The organism is Bradyrhizobium lupini (assembly GCF_040939785.1).
GTDB lineage: Bacteria > Pseudomonadota > Alphaproteobacteria > Rhizobiales > Xanthobacteraceae > Bradyrhizobium > Bradyrhizobium canariense_D.
Map to the genome: position 1 here is coordinate 3,820,732 of NZ_CP162553.1, position 13,715 is coordinate 3,834,446.

General features: G+C 64.1%; 13 protein-coding genes, 1 tRNA gene and 1 pseudogene. 12 read left to right on the top strand and 3 right to left on the bottom strand.

Annotation, left to right across the window (positions count from 1 at the left end):
• Window positions 1-20: 20 nt before the first annotated feature.
• Window positions 21-1,067, bottom strand: a complete 1,047-nt coding sequence (locus AB3L03_RS17990; RefSeq protein ID WP_085348538.1) for a polysaccharide deacetylase family protein — start codon at window positions 1,065-1,067, stop codon at window positions 21-23.
• A gap of 255 nt (window positions 1,068-1,322) precedes the next feature.
• On the opposite strand from AB3L03_RS17990, the gene AB3L03_RS17995 reads away from it, so the two are divergent.
• A complete protein-coding gene (locus tag AB3L03_RS17995; RefSeq protein ID WP_018459734.1) occupies window positions 1,323-1,634 on the top strand; it encodes a hypothetical protein in 312 nt (103 codons plus the stop codon).
• A gap of 180 nt (window positions 1,635-1,814) precedes the next feature.
• Window positions 1,815-2,027: a hypothetical protein gene (locus AB3L03_RS18000; RefSeq protein WP_085348531.1), complete on the top strand. Its 213-nt coding sequence runs from the start codon at window positions 1,815-1,817 to the stop codon at window positions 2,025-2,027.
• Between the two features lie 24 nt (window positions 2,028-2,051).
• Here AB3L03_RS18000 and AB3L03_RS18005 read toward each other — a convergent pair whose 3' ends face one another.
• Complete coding sequence (locus tag AB3L03_RS18005; protein ID WP_018459736.1) at window positions 2,052-3,740, bottom strand: MFS transporter; 1,689 nt, start codon at window positions 3,738-3,740, stop codon at window positions 2,052-2,054.
• A gap of 150 nt (window positions 3,741-3,890) precedes the next feature.
• Here AB3L03_RS18005 and AB3L03_RS18010 point away from each other — a divergent pair, with 150 nt between their 5' ends.
• The 7 genes and pseudogenes from AB3L03_RS18010 (at window position 3,891) to AB3L03_RS18040 (ending at window position 11,749) form a co-directional block, all read left to right on the top strand.
• A complete protein-coding gene (locus tag AB3L03_RS18010) occupies window positions 3,891-5,258 on the top strand; it encodes a hydrolase (protein WP_368508992.1) in 1,368 nt (455 codons plus the stop codon).
• A gap of 34 nt (window positions 5,259-5,292) precedes the next feature.
• Window positions 5,293-6,660 carry a cytochrome P450 gene (locus AB3L03_RS18015; RefSeq protein ID WP_018459738.1) on the top strand — a complete coding sequence of 456 codons (1,368 nt, stop codon included), beginning with the start codon at window positions 5,293-5,295 and terminating at the stop codon, window positions 6,658-6,660.
• Between the two features lie 50 nt (window positions 6,661-6,710).
• Window positions 6,711-8,120: an adenylate/guanylate cyclase domain-containing protein gene (locus AB3L03_RS18020; protein WP_204512894.1), complete on the top strand. Its 1,410-nt coding sequence runs from the start codon at window positions 6,711-6,713 to the stop codon at window positions 8,118-8,120.
• Between the two features lie 287 nt (window positions 8,121-8,407).
• On the top strand, window positions 8,408-8,896 hold the full coding sequence (locus tag AB3L03_RS18025; protein WP_204512893.1) for a TerB family tellurite resistance protein: 489 nt from the start codon (window positions 8,408-8,410) through the stop codon (window positions 8,894-8,896).
• 231 nt (window positions 8,897-9,127) lie between these two features.
• On the top strand, window positions 9,128-9,907 hold the full coding sequence (locus AB3L03_RS18030; protein WP_026233870.1) for an SDR family oxidoreductase: 780 nt from the start codon (window positions 9,128-9,130) through the stop codon (window positions 9,905-9,907).
• Window positions 9,908-10,034: 127 nt separating this feature from the next.
• Complete coding sequence (locus AB3L03_RS18035; protein WP_026233871.1) at window positions 10,035-10,829, top strand: glutamine amidotransferase; 795 nt, start codon at window positions 10,035-10,037, stop codon at window positions 10,827-10,829.
• A 109-nt stretch (window positions 10,830-10,938) separates the two neighbouring features.
• Window positions 10,939-11,749, top strand: a pseudogene (locus AB3L03_RS18040) (enoyl-CoA hydratase).
• Window positions 11,750-11,857: 108 nt separating this feature from the next.
• Here the strand turns inward: AB3L03_RS18040 and AB3L03_RS18045 are convergent.
• A tRNA-Ala gene (locus AB3L03_RS18045) sits at window positions 11,858-11,933 on the bottom strand.
• 204 nt (window positions 11,934-12,137) lie between these two features.
• On the opposite strand from AB3L03_RS18045, the gene AB3L03_RS18050 reads away from it, so the two are divergent.
• Genes AB3L03_RS18050 through AB3L03_RS18060 form a run of 3 tightly spaced genes read left to right on the top strand, consistent with a single transcriptional unit; the run spans window position 12,138 to window position 13,688 of the window.
• Window positions 12,138-12,428: a YggT family protein gene (locus AB3L03_RS18050; protein ID WP_368508993.1), complete on the top strand. Its 291-nt coding sequence runs from the start codon at window positions 12,138-12,140 to the stop codon at window positions 12,426-12,428.
• A 20-nt stretch (window positions 12,429-12,448) separates the two neighbouring features.
• The gene (locus tag AB3L03_RS18055) at window positions 12,449-12,793 is read left to right on the top strand and encodes a DUF167 domain-containing protein (RefSeq protein WP_018459744.1); all 345 of its coding nucleotides are present in this window, start codon (window positions 12,449-12,451) and stop codon (window positions 12,791-12,793) included.
• A gap of 10 nt (window positions 12,794-12,803) precedes the next feature.
• Complete coding sequence (locus tag AB3L03_RS18060) at window positions 12,804-13,688, top strand: bifunctional methylenetetrahydrofolate dehydrogenase/methenyltetrahydrofolate cyclohydrolase (protein WP_368508994.1); 885 nt, start codon at window positions 12,804-12,806, stop codon at window positions 13,686-13,688.
• Window positions 13,689-13,715 lie beyond the last annotated feature (27 nt).

Consider the following 13,715-nt stretch of genomic DNA (forward strand, 5'->3'; position numbering starts at 1 on the left):
TTTGAATCTGATCGGGCGCGTTACTGCGAAACCGTCTGCACCACGCTCCCGATCGGACGCGCGCTCGAGGTCGGCACCTTTAGGTCCTTCAGCAGCGCCTCGTCATATTCCGGCAGCGACTGGAGGGTCGTCTTGGCCTTCATCTGCACGATCTTGTAGCCGCCGGCCTTCAGCCGCGCGAGCAGCGCGGGCATGGCTTCGCCGGTGTGCTTCTGGAAGTCGTGCATCAGGATGATGCCCTTGCCGAGCTTGTCGAGCCTGGTCATCACGGTCTCGATGATCTTCTCCGGCGTGGCGCCCTTCCTGAAATCGAAGGAGTCGATATCGGTCGAGAACATCGCGACGTTTCGGGTGCCGAAATAGCTCACGATCGCCGGATTGTGCTGGAGCTGCGGGAAGCGGAAGAACGGCGCCGGGTTGGTGCCGAGCGCGTATTTCACCGCGCTAATGCCCTTTTCGACCTCGTCCTTGGCCATCTGCTCGGTCATCTTCTTGCCGTTCAGATTGACGTGCGACCAGGTGTGCGTGCCGACCGTATGGCCCTGGGCCAGCACCTGGCGCAGGATCTCCGGGTGGTAGGTCGCATGCTTGCCGACCGAGAAGAACAGGCCCTTGGCGCATTCGTCCGCGAGCGCCTTCAGTACGGCGGGCGTGTTGACCGGCCAGGGGCCGTCGTCGAACGTCAGCACGACCTCCTTGTCGGTGAGGAAGTCGAACTGCTTGAAATGATCGAAACCGAAGCCCGGACCGCCGGTGGTGTCGATCTCGACCACGCGGGAGACGCCGAGCGCGTTGGGATTGGCGCAGGTCGATTTCTGCTGAACCGGCATCGGCGCGGGTGCGGGCGCCGGGGCGGCTGCCGCCGGCTTGGCCGCAATCGCGGCCGTGATCGCGACGTCGTCCTTGGCGGCGAGCTTCGCCTGTGCCGGCAATGGATCGGCGGCACGGGCGGCAATCGTCTTGGGAGCGGCCTGGTCGGCGCGCGAGGAATAATAAAACCAACCGCCGGCGGCAATCACGACCGCCGCAACTACACTGGCCAGCATCAGGCCCAACGCATTACGCATCGCCATTCTTTCCAATTACGCAACCAAACCGGCGGAATTTCCCGCTCGACGAGCCATTAATGCGAAGGAACAGTTAACGTGACACCAACACGACAGCGGATATGGAGGAATTTCAGCGAGGTGCGCCAGCGTGACCGAGGTCACAGAGGGTGAGCCTCCCGTGACCGTCATCACAGTCGGAACTGTTTTGCTGGAGCATGGTCAATCCCATCAACAACGGCGGGCCCGCTTCCGCGGTGCCAATGGGAGCTTCAAATGACCAACTCGCTGAACATCAAGTCCTTAAGTAGCAAGATCCGCGACGTCAGCCTGGCTCTGGGCTTTGCCGCCATCCTCTCGATCGCCTCGACCGGCTCGAGCTTCGCCTTCTCGTCCGAAGCGCAGCAGCAGTGCACCGGCGACGCTTTCCGCCTGTGCTCGTCGGAAATCCCGAACATCCCGAAGATCACGGCGTGCATGATGAAGCATCGTTCGGATCTGAGCGCCGGTTGCCGTGCGGTGATGGACAAGGATCTCGCCAAGGGCGGCGCGTCACGCAAGGTCGCTGACGCCCAGGACAGTCAATAAGAGTCGATCAGTAACAGCAACGATAGCGTCGTTGCGTCGGTTAGCTCCCCTCGCGATGTGCCCCGGCGTGATGCCGGAGCGCCGCGGCGGCGCAAGCCCGTCTGCCAATAAAGCCGTTGCGGCTTCGGGATCGTCGCTCTAGCTTCGCCCGCACATCTTCCGGGTAAGAGGCATTACGCGATGACCAGATTTCTTTGCATCATTCCATTGATCCTGTTTGCATCGGCTGCGTCAGCGCAGCAGCCCGGTCACGACGCCTGCGCGCGCGACGTCACGCGCTTCTGCCGTCCGGTGATGAACAATGGCGATGGCGCCGTGCTCGCCTGCCTCAAGCAGAACCGTACGCGGCTCACCAAGGGCTGCGACAAGGTGCTGACGGATCACGGGCAGTAAGACGTCGCTACGGACTCGCAAAACCTAAGTGCTGCTTCCCGCCGCAGTGGCGACCACGGGCAGCACCTCACTTGCTGCCTGGTCCGGCGTCTCCTCTTTCCAGCGCACTGAGCCGAACGGACGCTCGAGCATGCGGCGGATCCGCACCGGATCCGGGCCGATGTGGAAATCGATCGCCTCCTGATGCAGCGCGCGTTCGGACTGGGTCGAGCGGTTGCGCTGGCGCAGATAGTCGAGCCAGGTCGGGCAATGATAGCGCTCGGTCCACAATTCGGGATCGGCGATGTCGCGCGCGATCGACCAGCCATAGGCGCCGTTGCGCTGGCGAGAGAGCTGCACGTCCTGCATCACGTTGTGAAAGGCGCGGGCGTTCTCTTGGGCGACGCGGTATTCGATCTCGACCACCAGCGGCCCGCTGCGCGCCGTGAGCGACAGTTTGACTTCCGGATCGGCCAGCAGATCGGCGTCTTCGTTGCGGGCGCCGACGCGCGGCATCGTGAGCCAGATCCCGAGCACCGGCGAGATCAGCATCAGGCCGGCGGCCGTCAGCAGCGCTACCTCGACGCCGGCATAGTCGGTGAGATGGCCCCAACCCCAGGCGCCGATCGCGATGCCGCCGGAAATCGAAGCCTGAAACGCCGCGAGCGAGCGGCCGGCGACCCAGCGCGGCGCCGAGAGCTGCACGCCGATATTGAACAGCGCGATGGCGGCCATCCAGACCGCGCCGGCGAGCACCAGCGCAGCCGCGGTCAGCACCGGCTCGGTGCTCACGGCGAGAGCGGCCATCGCAAACGCCATCGAGATGGTGCAGGCGCGGATCGCGGCTTCGCCGCTCATGCGCTTGCGCAATTCGTGGATGTTGAGCGCGCCGATCACAGCGCCCATTCCGAAGGCGCCGAGCATGATGCCGTAGGTTTGCGCGCCGCCATGCAGCAGATCACGTGCGACCAGCGGCATCAACGCCATGATGGCACCGCCAATCAGGCCCATCACCAGCGTGCGCAACAGCACGATCTTGATCGGCGGCGAATTGGTGATGTAGCGGAAGCCCGATACCATGGCGCGGTTGAGCTTCTCCCGCGGCAGGCGCGAGGGTTCGGTGTTGCGCCGCCAGAGCAGCAGCACCACCAACAGCGGCAAATAGAGGATCGCGTTACACGCGAACGCCGCGACAGCACCGAGTGCGGCGACGATGACACCGCCGACCGCAGGGCCGAAGCTGCGGGCGATGTTGTAGCTGATGCCGTTCAGCGCGACGGCTGACGGCAGTGCATCGGGCGGCACCTGCTCGCTGACCGAGGACTGCCAGGCCGGACCGAACAGTGCGTTGCCGCTGCCGACCACGAAGCAGAAGGCGAGCAGCGTTTCCGGGGAAATGAAGTTGAGCCAGGCCAGGACCGTGAGTGCGGTCGCGCCAGTCAGCGCGATCATGAGCGCGATCAGGGTGACGATACGGCGGTCATACATGTCGGCGATGGCGCCCGCCGGCATCGAGATCAGCATGATCGGCAGCATCAGGGCGGTCTGTACCAGCGCCACCTTGTCCGCCGAGGCCGCCATCTGCGTCATCGCCCAGGCGGCGCCCACGCCCTGGATCAGCAGGCCGAGATTGGAGAGCAGGCTGGCGAGCCAGATGCGCCGGAACACGGTGTACCGTAGCGGCGCCATGATGCCGTCGGCGTCAATTTTCTGACGGTTCGTCTGCTCGGTCATATCCCCTTCCAAATGGGCTGGCAGAAGTGGCGTCGGCGTGGTCTTTGGGCGATTTCGGCAAGTTCAGTGATGCCCGCGAAAGTCCTTCGCTGTCCAGTGGTTAGGCCGGTATAAGCGGTGCACAGAGATGCTTTTGCCGGGGAGGAACAGATGAAGCTGTCACGACGGATGATCTTGCAAGGTGCCGGCAGCGTGCCCTTCGCAATTGCGAGCTTGCGCACGGGCGCATTGGCTCAATCCGCACCCACTGCGCCGAGCGAGGTGCCGCCAATCCTGTTCGTCCACGGCAATGGCGACTACGACGCGCTCTGGATGACGACCTTGTGGCGGATGGAATCCAACGGCATTGCGCGCGATCGCATGCATGCGATCAATTTCAACGATCCCAATGCGCGAAGTGACGACAAGGTCGAGCAGGCGGGCCGCTCCTCGACCGAGGACCAGCGCCGCGAGCTCGCCGCCGCCATAGCCGAATTGAAGCGCAGCACCGGCGCCGCCCGCGTGGCGCTGGTCGGCAGCTCGCGCGGCGGCTATGCCATCCGCAACGTCATCAAGAACGGCGGCGCCGGCGATGTCAGCCACGCCGTGCTGTGCGGCACGCCCAATCACGGCGTGTTCGCGACTGACGACCAGCCCAACAGCGAGTTCAACGGCCGCGGCGCGTTCCTGCTCGGCCTGAACGAGGGCGAGAGTGAGGTGACGCCGGGTGTTGCCTTCCTGACCTTGCGCAGCGACGGCATGGACAAATACGCGCAGGCCGATGGCCGCTTCATCGGCAAGCCCGGCACGCCGACCGGCGTCAGCGTCGAAGGTCCGGAGTTGAAGGGGGCCACCAACCTCGTGCTGGGCGCACTCGATCATCGCGAGGTGGCGTTTCACCCCCGAGCCTTCCGCGAGATCTATAAGTTCATTGCCGGCCGCGAGCCCGCGCGAATCTCGATTGTGCCGGAGCAGAGCGTCAGGCTGAGCGGCCTCGTGACGGGCACACCGGGCGGTGCGCCGACCAATCGGCCGGTGGCCGGTGCAACCGTCGATATCTTTCGGGTTGATCCTGAAACCGGTGAGCGCAAGGGCAGCGCCGTGCACAGCGCGAAGACCGGTGCCGACGGCCGCTGGGGACCGGCGCAGGTCGAACCTTCCTGGTCGCTCGAATTCGCCCTCGCAGCGCCGGATGCGCCGACGACGCACATCTACCGCTCGCCCTTCCCGCGCTCGTCCGACGTCGTTCACCTGCGCGCCGCGCGCCCGCTCGGTCCCGCGGACAAGGACGCCGGGGCCGTCGTGATCATGTCGCGTCCGCGCGGCTATTTCGGCCTGCCGCGGGACGTGGTGCTGCTCGACGGCAAGGAGCCGGCGGACGTCAAATCGGGTGTGCCCACGGATTCGACAGCAACACTGCGCCTTCCGGCCGGCGAGGTCGGGCGTAACATCGTGGCCGAATTCAACGAAGAACGAATTGTGGCACGCGCCTGGCCTGCCTCCGAGAACAGGATTGCGATTGCCGAGCTGACTTACTAGCTAACTGCCTGCGCCACCCCTCCGGGAGAGAGCCATGAACATCGCCAGCGTGCGTCGGCCCATCGTCCCTCCGACGCCGCCGCGAGCGCCCGACGACATGTCGTTCCTCGGCCGGCTTGCCGTGATCAAGCGGAATATGATCGCGACCTGGGGGCAGCGCGCCTATGAGGAAGACGTCATTGAAGGCCGCTTCTTCTTCCGCAACAGCTTCATCCTGAACCGGCCGGATGCGATCCGGCATGTCCTGCTCAGCAATTACGAGAATTATTCGCGTACTCCGGCGGGCATCCGCATGCTTCGTCCCGTGCTCGGCGACGGTCTTCTGATTGCGGAGGGCCATTCGTGGACGTTTCAGCGCCGCACCCTCGCGCCGGCGTTCACGCCGCGTGCGACAGCAAATCTCGTTCCGCACATGACGGCGGTGCTCGACGAGACCATCGCAAAGCTCGACGGGCGAACGAGCGAGCCGGTCGATCTGCGCGAGATCATGCAGCGCATGACGCTGGAGATCGCCGGCCGCACCATGTTCTCGTTCGGCATGGACCGGCATGGTCTGACCTTGCGCAACTTCGTCATGGAGTATGGAGCCCGACTCGGACGGCCGTACTTGCTCGACATGGTGCTGCCGCTGTCCTGGCCGAGTCCGATGGATTTTGCCCGCGCCCGTTTCCGCAAGCGCTGGACCGAATTCGTCGCGATGCTGATCGCCGAGCGGCGTGAGATGGGCAAGAAAGACGGCGCGCCGCCGCGCGATCTTTTCGATCTCATGGACGAGGCGCGTGACCCTGAAACCGGCAAGGGCTTTTCGGACGAACAACTGGTCGACGAAGTCGCGACTATGATCCTCGCGGGTCACGAGACCACGGCGACCGCGCTGTTCTGGGCGCTCTATCTGCTCGCGCTCGATCCCGATACGCAGGAGGAGATCGCCTCCGAGACCCGCGGCGAGCACCTCGACAGCATGGCCGACATCGATCGGCAGAAGTTCACCCGCGCCGTGATCGAGGAGACCATGCGGCTTTATCCGCCGGCCTTCCTGATCGCCCGGGCCGCGCGCGAGAAGGACAACGCGGCCGGCGTCGCCATCGGCAAGGGCGACATCATCATGATCGCACCGTGGCTGCTGCACCGGCACGAGAAGCTGTGGGATCAGCCGAACGCGTTCATTCCAAAACGCTTCATGTCCACGGAAGCGCCCGATCGATTTGCGTATCTGCCCTTTGGCGCGGGTCCGCGCGTCTGCGTCGGCGCCCCCTTCGCGCAAGCCGAATCCGTGCTGGCGCTGGCCCGGCTGATCGGTGCGTTCCGTGTCGAGCTTGCCGATACCAGCCCTGTCATTCCGCTCGGCGTCGTCACGACCCAGCCGGACCGGTCGCCGCTGTTCCGCATCACGCGTCGGTGACAGGCGTTCGCCTGGCCGACGGCGTGATCCACTCCAGATAGAGTTGCGCCATGAGCGATATCCAGGCCCAGTTTTCCGTTCTGAAGCAGACCGCCGATGCGAAAGTGGTCGACGCGATCGCGCGCCTCATCGAGGACGGCGAAGATCACGAGCTCAACCGCGTCAATGTACTCGATTTCGCGAAGCAGCACGGTCTCGATGAAGAGCACGCGATCTCGGCATTCCTGCATTCGGCGCGGCTCGGCCTGTTCGATCTGGGCTGGAATGTGCTGTGCCCGGGCTGCGGCGGCGTGTTGGGTGCGCACTCGACCCTGAAGGCGCTCAAGCCAGACGATTATCATTGTGCGCTGTGCGCCTGCGGCTACAAGGCCTCCGTCGATGATCAGGTCGAAGTCTCCTTCACCGTCAATTCACGTGTCCGGCGCATTGCGGCGCATGATCCCGATACGCTTCCGGTGTGGGAGTACTTCAAGCAGGTGTTCTGGAGTTCCGGCGTCGACTTCAACAAGGAATCGTTTGCGACGCTCGCCAACGAGGTGACGCTGGACACGATGGAGCTCCCGGCCGGCGAGAAGGCGACCATGTCGCTGCAACTGCCGGACGATTTCATCATCATCTTCGAACCGGTGACGCACGCGGCGCATTTCATCGACGTGCAGGGCGAGCCCACCAAGGACCGTCAGCAGCTCGCCATCATGTACAACAGGGTGCAGGCGCCGACGGGAACCACGACCATGCGGCCGGGCCCGCTGCGGCTGTCGCTGGAGAACCAGGCCGGCGTACGCGTGCTGCCGTCGGTGTTCATCGCGGCCGAGGCGCTCCATCACCTCATCGGCAAGCGCAAGCCGTTCCTGACCGCCAAGCGGATGCTGTCGAACCAGACGTTTCGTGATGTGTTCAAGGCGGACAATCTCAGTCTCGACCAGCGGCTCCAGATCACCTCGCTGACCTTCCTGTTCACCGATCTGAAGGGATCGACCGCGCTCTATGAGCGCGTCGGCGATCTTGCCGCCTTCGACCTCGTGCGCGCGCATTTCCATGCGCTGCTCGAGATCATCTCCTCCGAGAAAGGCGCGGTGGTGAAGACCATCGGCGACGCCGTGATGGCGACCTTCGTCCGTCCCGAGCATGCGATCGCAGCGGGTTTGCGGATGCGCGCGGCGATGGACGAGCTCAACAAAAAGCGCGGTACTGCCGATCTCATCGTCAAGATCGGCATCCACGAAGGTCCGTGCCTCGCGGTGATGCTGAACGAGCGGCAGGATTATTTCGGCCAGACCGTCAACATCGCCGCCCGCGTGCAGAGCCTCTCGACCGCGCAGGAGATTCACATCACCGGCCCGGTGCTGGATGCGCCGGCGGTTGCCGAAGTCCTCAAGCAGCGCGAAATCAGGCCGATCCAGAAGCAGGCCGCACTGCGCGGCATCGCCGACAAGATGGTGGTGTACGAGATACCGTGACTGGTGTCGTCCCGGCGAAGGCCGGGACCATACCGCGTGATTTCCGAAACAGGCTGGATGGTCGTTGCCAAAGCCTTCGCCAAACCGCAGCCTGTGGTTATGGGTCCCGGCCTTCGCCGGGACCACATGTGCGCACTTGCCTTGCCCTACTCCAAAATCACAGACTCAGATTGCCGAAACGTAATGCGACGCGCGGAACTGACGCACGTTGCGCCGGTTGAATTTCCTACTCATATAATGCTGGTAGCGGTCGCGCTCCGCGGCTTCATCGATTTCGGTAGGATCTTATGCTCGACGGCCTGCGCCAATTCATCGCCGACATTGTTGCTCCCCATGCCCAGGACCGTGCTTTCGGTGACAGTGATTACCGGCTGGCGGCGACCGCGCTGCTGGTTCACGTGATCTCGCTGGACGGCCAGCCGACGGCTGCCGAGCAGCGCAAATTGCACAGCCTGATCGAAAGCCACTTTGGGCTCGATCGCGGCACCGCGGATCGTCTGATCGCGGATGCGACGGAGGTCGAGGGCGAGGCGGTCGACCTCTATCACTTCACCAGCATCATGATGCGCTCGCTCGACGAAGAGGGCCGCAAGCGGGTCGTCCAGATGATGTGGGAGCTGGTCTATGCCGATGGCCAGGTTACCGAGTTCGAGGATAATGTGGTCTGGCGTGCCTCCGACCTGCTCGGGATTTCGCAACGCGACCGGATCGACCTGAAGCACGCGGTCGCAGATCGTGCCGGTGGTCAGGTCAAGAACAGCGCGGTCGGTGGGTGATCATTGCCAATACCGCCAATTGGCGGTTGTGCGGACCACATGACGAAACTTTAATGTAGCCTCGGGGCTGCCCGGGTTCCGGTTTTCCCCTGTAAAAACGGGGTTTTCCTGCTTCCCCCGTTTCCCGCTCAGGTGGCTATGCGGTGGACGCCGCTTGCCTGTCGCGCACGGCCTATGCTCTCGTTCCAGCATTGCGGCGCCAAAAAAACTTCAATTCAAGAGATCTTGATCGTGACTGAGCGGGTAACGTTGATCACCGGTGCCTCGGCGGGCATCGGCACGGAGCTAGCGCGTGTGTTCGCCGCGAACGGACACCGTCTTGCGCTGACGGCGCGACGCGCGGACCGGCTCGAGGCGCTCGCAAACGAGCTCGCTGCCAAGGGTGGCAAAAAGCCGATCGTGATCGCCTGCGATCTTGAGGATGCGGATGCCGGCGAGAAGATCGCCGCCGCACTCGCTGCCGAAGGCGTCGAGCTCGATCATCTCGTCAACAATGCCGGCTTCGGCGTGTTCGGCGACGCAATTGAGCGCGACCGGGTCGAGCAGGTCGGCATAGTGGATGTCAATGTCCGGGCTCTGACGGATCTGTCGCTGCGCTTTGCCGATCAGCTGATCAGGAACAAGGGTGGCCTCCTCAACGTCGGATCGGTCGCCGGCTATCTGCCCGGCCCCGGCATGGCGGTCTATTACGCGTCCAAGGCCTATGTCATTTCCTTCACCGAGGCCTTGCGGGCGGAGCTTGCACCGCACGGCGTTCGCGTCACCGTACTTTGCCCGGGCCCGGTGCCCACCGAATTCCAGGCGCGCGCCGGCGTTGGGTCCGGACATGATACGGCCCTTCTCAATGTTCCTGCCGCTGAGGTCGCACGACAGGCCTATCGCGGCCTGATGGCCAACAAGCGGGCCGTGCTCCCCGGTCTGGGCATCAAGATTGTGCCATTCGCGCTGCGCTTCTTCCCGCGCGGCTTCATCCTGTCCGCCACCAGCCGGTTTCAGAGACAAAGACGCTAGAGGGAGCTCTCGGTCGGTCGTGGCCCGGAGCTTGCTTTCTATCGGGAGTGTGTGTGCGCAAACTCACACGAAATTAACGATCGCTTAGTTATGCTGGCGGTCAGAACCGATAGCAGTCGCAAAGACCATGTCGTTCCGGACGGACAGATTTGGTGGCGCAGATGTGGTGCCCTTCCCCAGAAGGACGCCTGATGTCGCCGCCTTCGAAACCCGGTTGCCGGTTCTGATCATCCTGCATCAGGAATCCTCGACGCCCGGCCGCGTCGGCAATGCGCTGCGCGCCCTTGGCCACCGCCTCGACATCCGCCGTCCCCGCCTCGGCGATCCGCTGCCTGAGACCCTCGACCAGCATGCCGGCGCTGTGGTCTTCGGCGGTCCGATGAGCGCCAATGATCCCGACGACTACATCCGCCGCGAGATCGACTGGATCGAAATTCCGCTCCGCGAACAGCGGCCGTTCCTCGGCATCTGCCTCGGCGCGCAGATGCTCGCGAAGCAGTTAGGAGCCCGCGTCGCGCCGCATGCCGATGCGCTGACCCAGATCGGCTACTACCCGATCCGCCCGACACCCGCGGGACACGGGCTCTGCCCGAATTGGCCGGCACGGGTCTATCACTGGCATCGCGAAGGCTTCGAGCTGCCGGTTGGCGCTGAACTGCTTGCCGAAGGCGATGATTTTCCGGTGCAGGCGTTCCGCACCGGCAACGCTTTCGGCGTGCAGTTTCATCCTGACGTGACCTACGCCATGATGCATTGCTGGACCACGCGCGGCTATGACGGTCTCAGCGCGCCCGGCGCGCGGCAGCGGCATCATCACTTCGCGGACCGTGCCGTCTACGATGCCGCGGAACGGGCCTGGCTTGATCAATTCATCGACGGCTGGCTGGCGCGTCGACCGTTGCTGGCGCAAGCCGCCGAGTGATCGCGCCCTCCCAGGCCGTTGGCACAAGCCCTTGTCTCATCCCTTGATATGCTAGGCTCATGTCAACGAGCGCGCGCGAAACTGCGCCGGCAAACAAAGGGAGAGCACCATGGCTTACGAACACATTCTCTATGAGGTCAGCGACAAGGTCGCGACCATCACGCTCAACCGTCCCGATCGCATGAATGCGTGGACGCCGATCATGGAGCGCGACGTGCGCCATGCGATGGAAGCATCGAGCGCCGATGACAATGTCCGCGTCATCGTGATCACCGGCGCGGGCCGCGCCTTCTGCGCCGGTGCCGACATGGACGCATTGAAGGGGCTCGACCCCGATGATGTCAGGCGCGCGTCGAACCTGCCGCCCTTCGACATGAACCGGCGGCCGGACTGGCAGACGCGCTATGGCTTCTACCCGTCGATCGGAAAGCCTGTCATCGCCATGCTCAATGGAGCGACCGCCGGCATCGGCCTCGTCCACGCGCTCTATTGCGACCTGCGCTTTGCCGCCGACAACACCGTGTTCACCACCGCCTTCGCCCGGCGTGGTCTGATCGCCGAGCACGGCATCAGCTGGATGCTGCCGCGAATCGTCGGCCACGCCAACGCGATGGATCTGTTGCTCTCGGCGCGCCGCGTTTCGAGGACGAGGCGCTGCGGATGGGGCTGGTGAATCGGCTCTGCTCGCCCGAGAAGCTGCGCGAGGAGACCTATGCCTATGCGCGCGACCTCGCCGATTTCGTCTCGCCGAGCGCGATGGCCGTGATCAAGCGGCAGCTCTACGAGGTGCCGTTCCAGACGCTGGCGGAGGCGACGATCGAAGCCAATCGGGACATGATGGTGGCGCTGAACGGCAGCGATTTCCGGGAGGAGTCGCGAGCTTCATGGAGAAGCGGCCGCCAAGGTTTACGGGGAAGTAGGGAAGCTTAAGGGGCAGTCCGTCTTCGCCCTGCGGGCTACGCCGGACACTACGCTTCGCCCCTCGAGCTCCGCGCGGCTGCGCCACGCGTAGCCCGAAGGGCGAAGCGTGGTGGAGCCAGGCGGGATCGAACCGCCGACCTCGTCATTGCGAACGACGCGCTCTCCCAGCTGAGCTATGGCCCCTTTTGTAGGCCGCTCTGGTCAATGCGGCCGACAACCGGGCGCCATTTAAGTCCCCGCCAAGGTCAAGTCAAGGACGGGTGTAACCCGGTTTTAGCCATCCCGGCACCGACTTCCCTTGTTTGGACCGGGGGGAACCGATATCTAGCAGCAGGCGTCAATCCCGACCGCAGCCAGAATTTTCAAAAGTCAGAGTCTTCAAAAGCCATGCGTGCCGTTCTCGACATCGTCATCATCGTGCTCGACCTCTACGTCTGGCTGCTGATCGCGTCCGCGATCCTGTCCTGGCTGATCGCCTTCAACGTCGTGAACACCCGCAACCAGTTCGTTTCGGCGGTGGCGGAGTTCCTGTACCGAATCACCGAGCCGGTCCTGGCTCCGATCTGCAATTTCCTGCCCAGCCTCGGCGGCCTCGACATCTCGCCGATCATCCTGATCCTGCTCATCATGTTCATCGAGCGGGTGATCCTGTATTACATCTACCCGAACGTGATCTAAGCAAGCTGGAGCGCCCTGGGTTGCCAAAGAACCTTGTCATCAAGGAACCTTGGCGTTACGGGGCCGCAGGTATCAGCATCGCGCTGCGGGTGACGCCGCGCGGCGTCCGCGACGACATCGACGGGATCGAGCAGCTCTCCGATGGCCGCAGCGTGCTCAAGGTGCGAGTGCGCGCTATCGCAGATGGCGGCGAGGCCAACAAGGCCGTTCTGGTGCTGCTGGCGAAATCGTTGGGCGTGCCCAAGGCCAGCGTCAAACTCCTGTCGGGAGCGACCTCGCGGCTGAAGCAGATCGCGGTCGACGGCGATCCGGCGCGGCTCGGCGAAGCCCTGCGCCAGCTCGCATCAGCCAAATCGACAGACTGAGGGAACTGACATGACCGCCAAGATCATCGACGGAAAAGTCACCGCCGCAGAACTTCGCGCCCGCGTCGCCGACGAGGTCGCACGCGTCAAGCGCGAGCACAATCTGGTTCCGGGCCTTGCGGTGGTCCTGGTCGGAAGCGACCCGGCGAGCGAGGTCTATGTCCGGTCGAAACACACCCAGACCCAGGCCGCCGGCATGGCCTCGTTCGAGCACAAGCTGCCGGCCGACGTCTCGCAAGCAGATCTCCTGGCGCTGGTCGCAAAACTCAACCGCGATCCCGCCGTGCACGGTATTCTGGTGCAACTACCGCTGCCCAAGGGCCTCAATACCGCGGCGGTCGTCAATGCCATCGACCCCGGCAAGGATGTCGACGGGCTGCATCCGAACAATGCCGGCCGCCTCGCCGGCGGTTTCGAGGCGCTGTCGCCCTGCACGCCGCTCGGCTGCATCATTTTGACCAAGAGCGTGCATGCTTCGCTTGAAGGCATGAACGCCATCGTCATCGGCCGCTCCAACCTCGTCGGCCGACCGCTGGTGCAGCTGTTGCTGAACGAGAACGCCACGGTGACCATCGCGCATTCGCGCTCGCGTGACCTGCCCGGGCTCGTGAGGCGCGCAGACCTCGTCTATGCCGCCGTCGGAAAGTCCGAGATGGTGCGCGGCGACTGGCTGAAGCCGGGGGCGACCGTGATCGACGTCGGCATCAACCGGATTCCGAGGAACGACGGCAAGACGCGTCTCGTCGGCGATGTTGCCTATCAGGAAGCGCTCGCCGTGGCTGGCGCCATCACGCCGGTACCGGGCGGCGTCGGTCAGATGACAGTCGCCTGCCTGCTCGTGAACACGTTGCGCGCGGCCTGCGCGATTGCAGGGCTGCGGAAGCCGGCGGTGTAGTTCACCTCGCCCCGCAAGCGGGGCGAG

Coding starts and splice junctions, on each gene's coding strand:
- AB3L03_RS17990 (WP_085348538.1), bottom strand. CDS start 1,067: ATGCGTAATGCGTTGGGCCTGATGCTGGCCAGTGTAGTTGCGGCGGTC.
- AB3L03_RS17995 (WP_018459734.1), top strand. CDS start 1,323: ATGACCAACTCGCTGAACATCAAGTCCTTAAGTAGCAAGATCCGCGAC.
- AB3L03_RS18000 (WP_085348531.1), top strand. CDS start 1,815: ATGACCAGATTTCTTTGCATCATTCCATTGATCCTGTTTGCATCGGCT.
- AB3L03_RS18005 (WP_018459736.1), bottom strand. CDS start 3,740: ATGACCGAGCAGACGAACCGTCAGAAAATTGACGCCGACGGCATCATG.
- AB3L03_RS18010 (WP_368508992.1), top strand. CDS start 3,891: ATGAAGCTGTCACGACGGATGATCTTGCAAGGTGCCGGCAGCGTGCCC.
- AB3L03_RS18015 (WP_018459738.1), top strand. CDS start 5,293: ATGAACATCGCCAGCGTGCGTCGGCCCATCGTCCCTCCGACGCCGCCG.
- AB3L03_RS18020 (WP_204512894.1), top strand. CDS start 6,711: ATGAGCGATATCCAGGCCCAGTTTTCCGTTCTGAAGCAGACCGCCGAT.
- AB3L03_RS18025 (WP_204512893.1), top strand. CDS start 8,408: ATGCTCGACGGCCTGCGCCAATTCATCGCCGACATTGTTGCTCCCCAT.
- AB3L03_RS18035 (WP_026233871.1), top strand. CDS start 10,035: ATGTCGTTCCGGACGGACAGATTTGGTGGCGCAGATGTGGTGCCCTTC.
- AB3L03_RS18050 (WP_368508993.1), top strand. CDS start 12,138: ATGCGTGCCGTTCTCGACATCGTCATCATCGTGCTCGACCTCTACGTC.
- AB3L03_RS18060 (WP_368508994.1), top strand. CDS start 12,804: ATGACCGCCAAGATCATCGACGGAAAAGTCACCGCCGCAGAACTTCGC.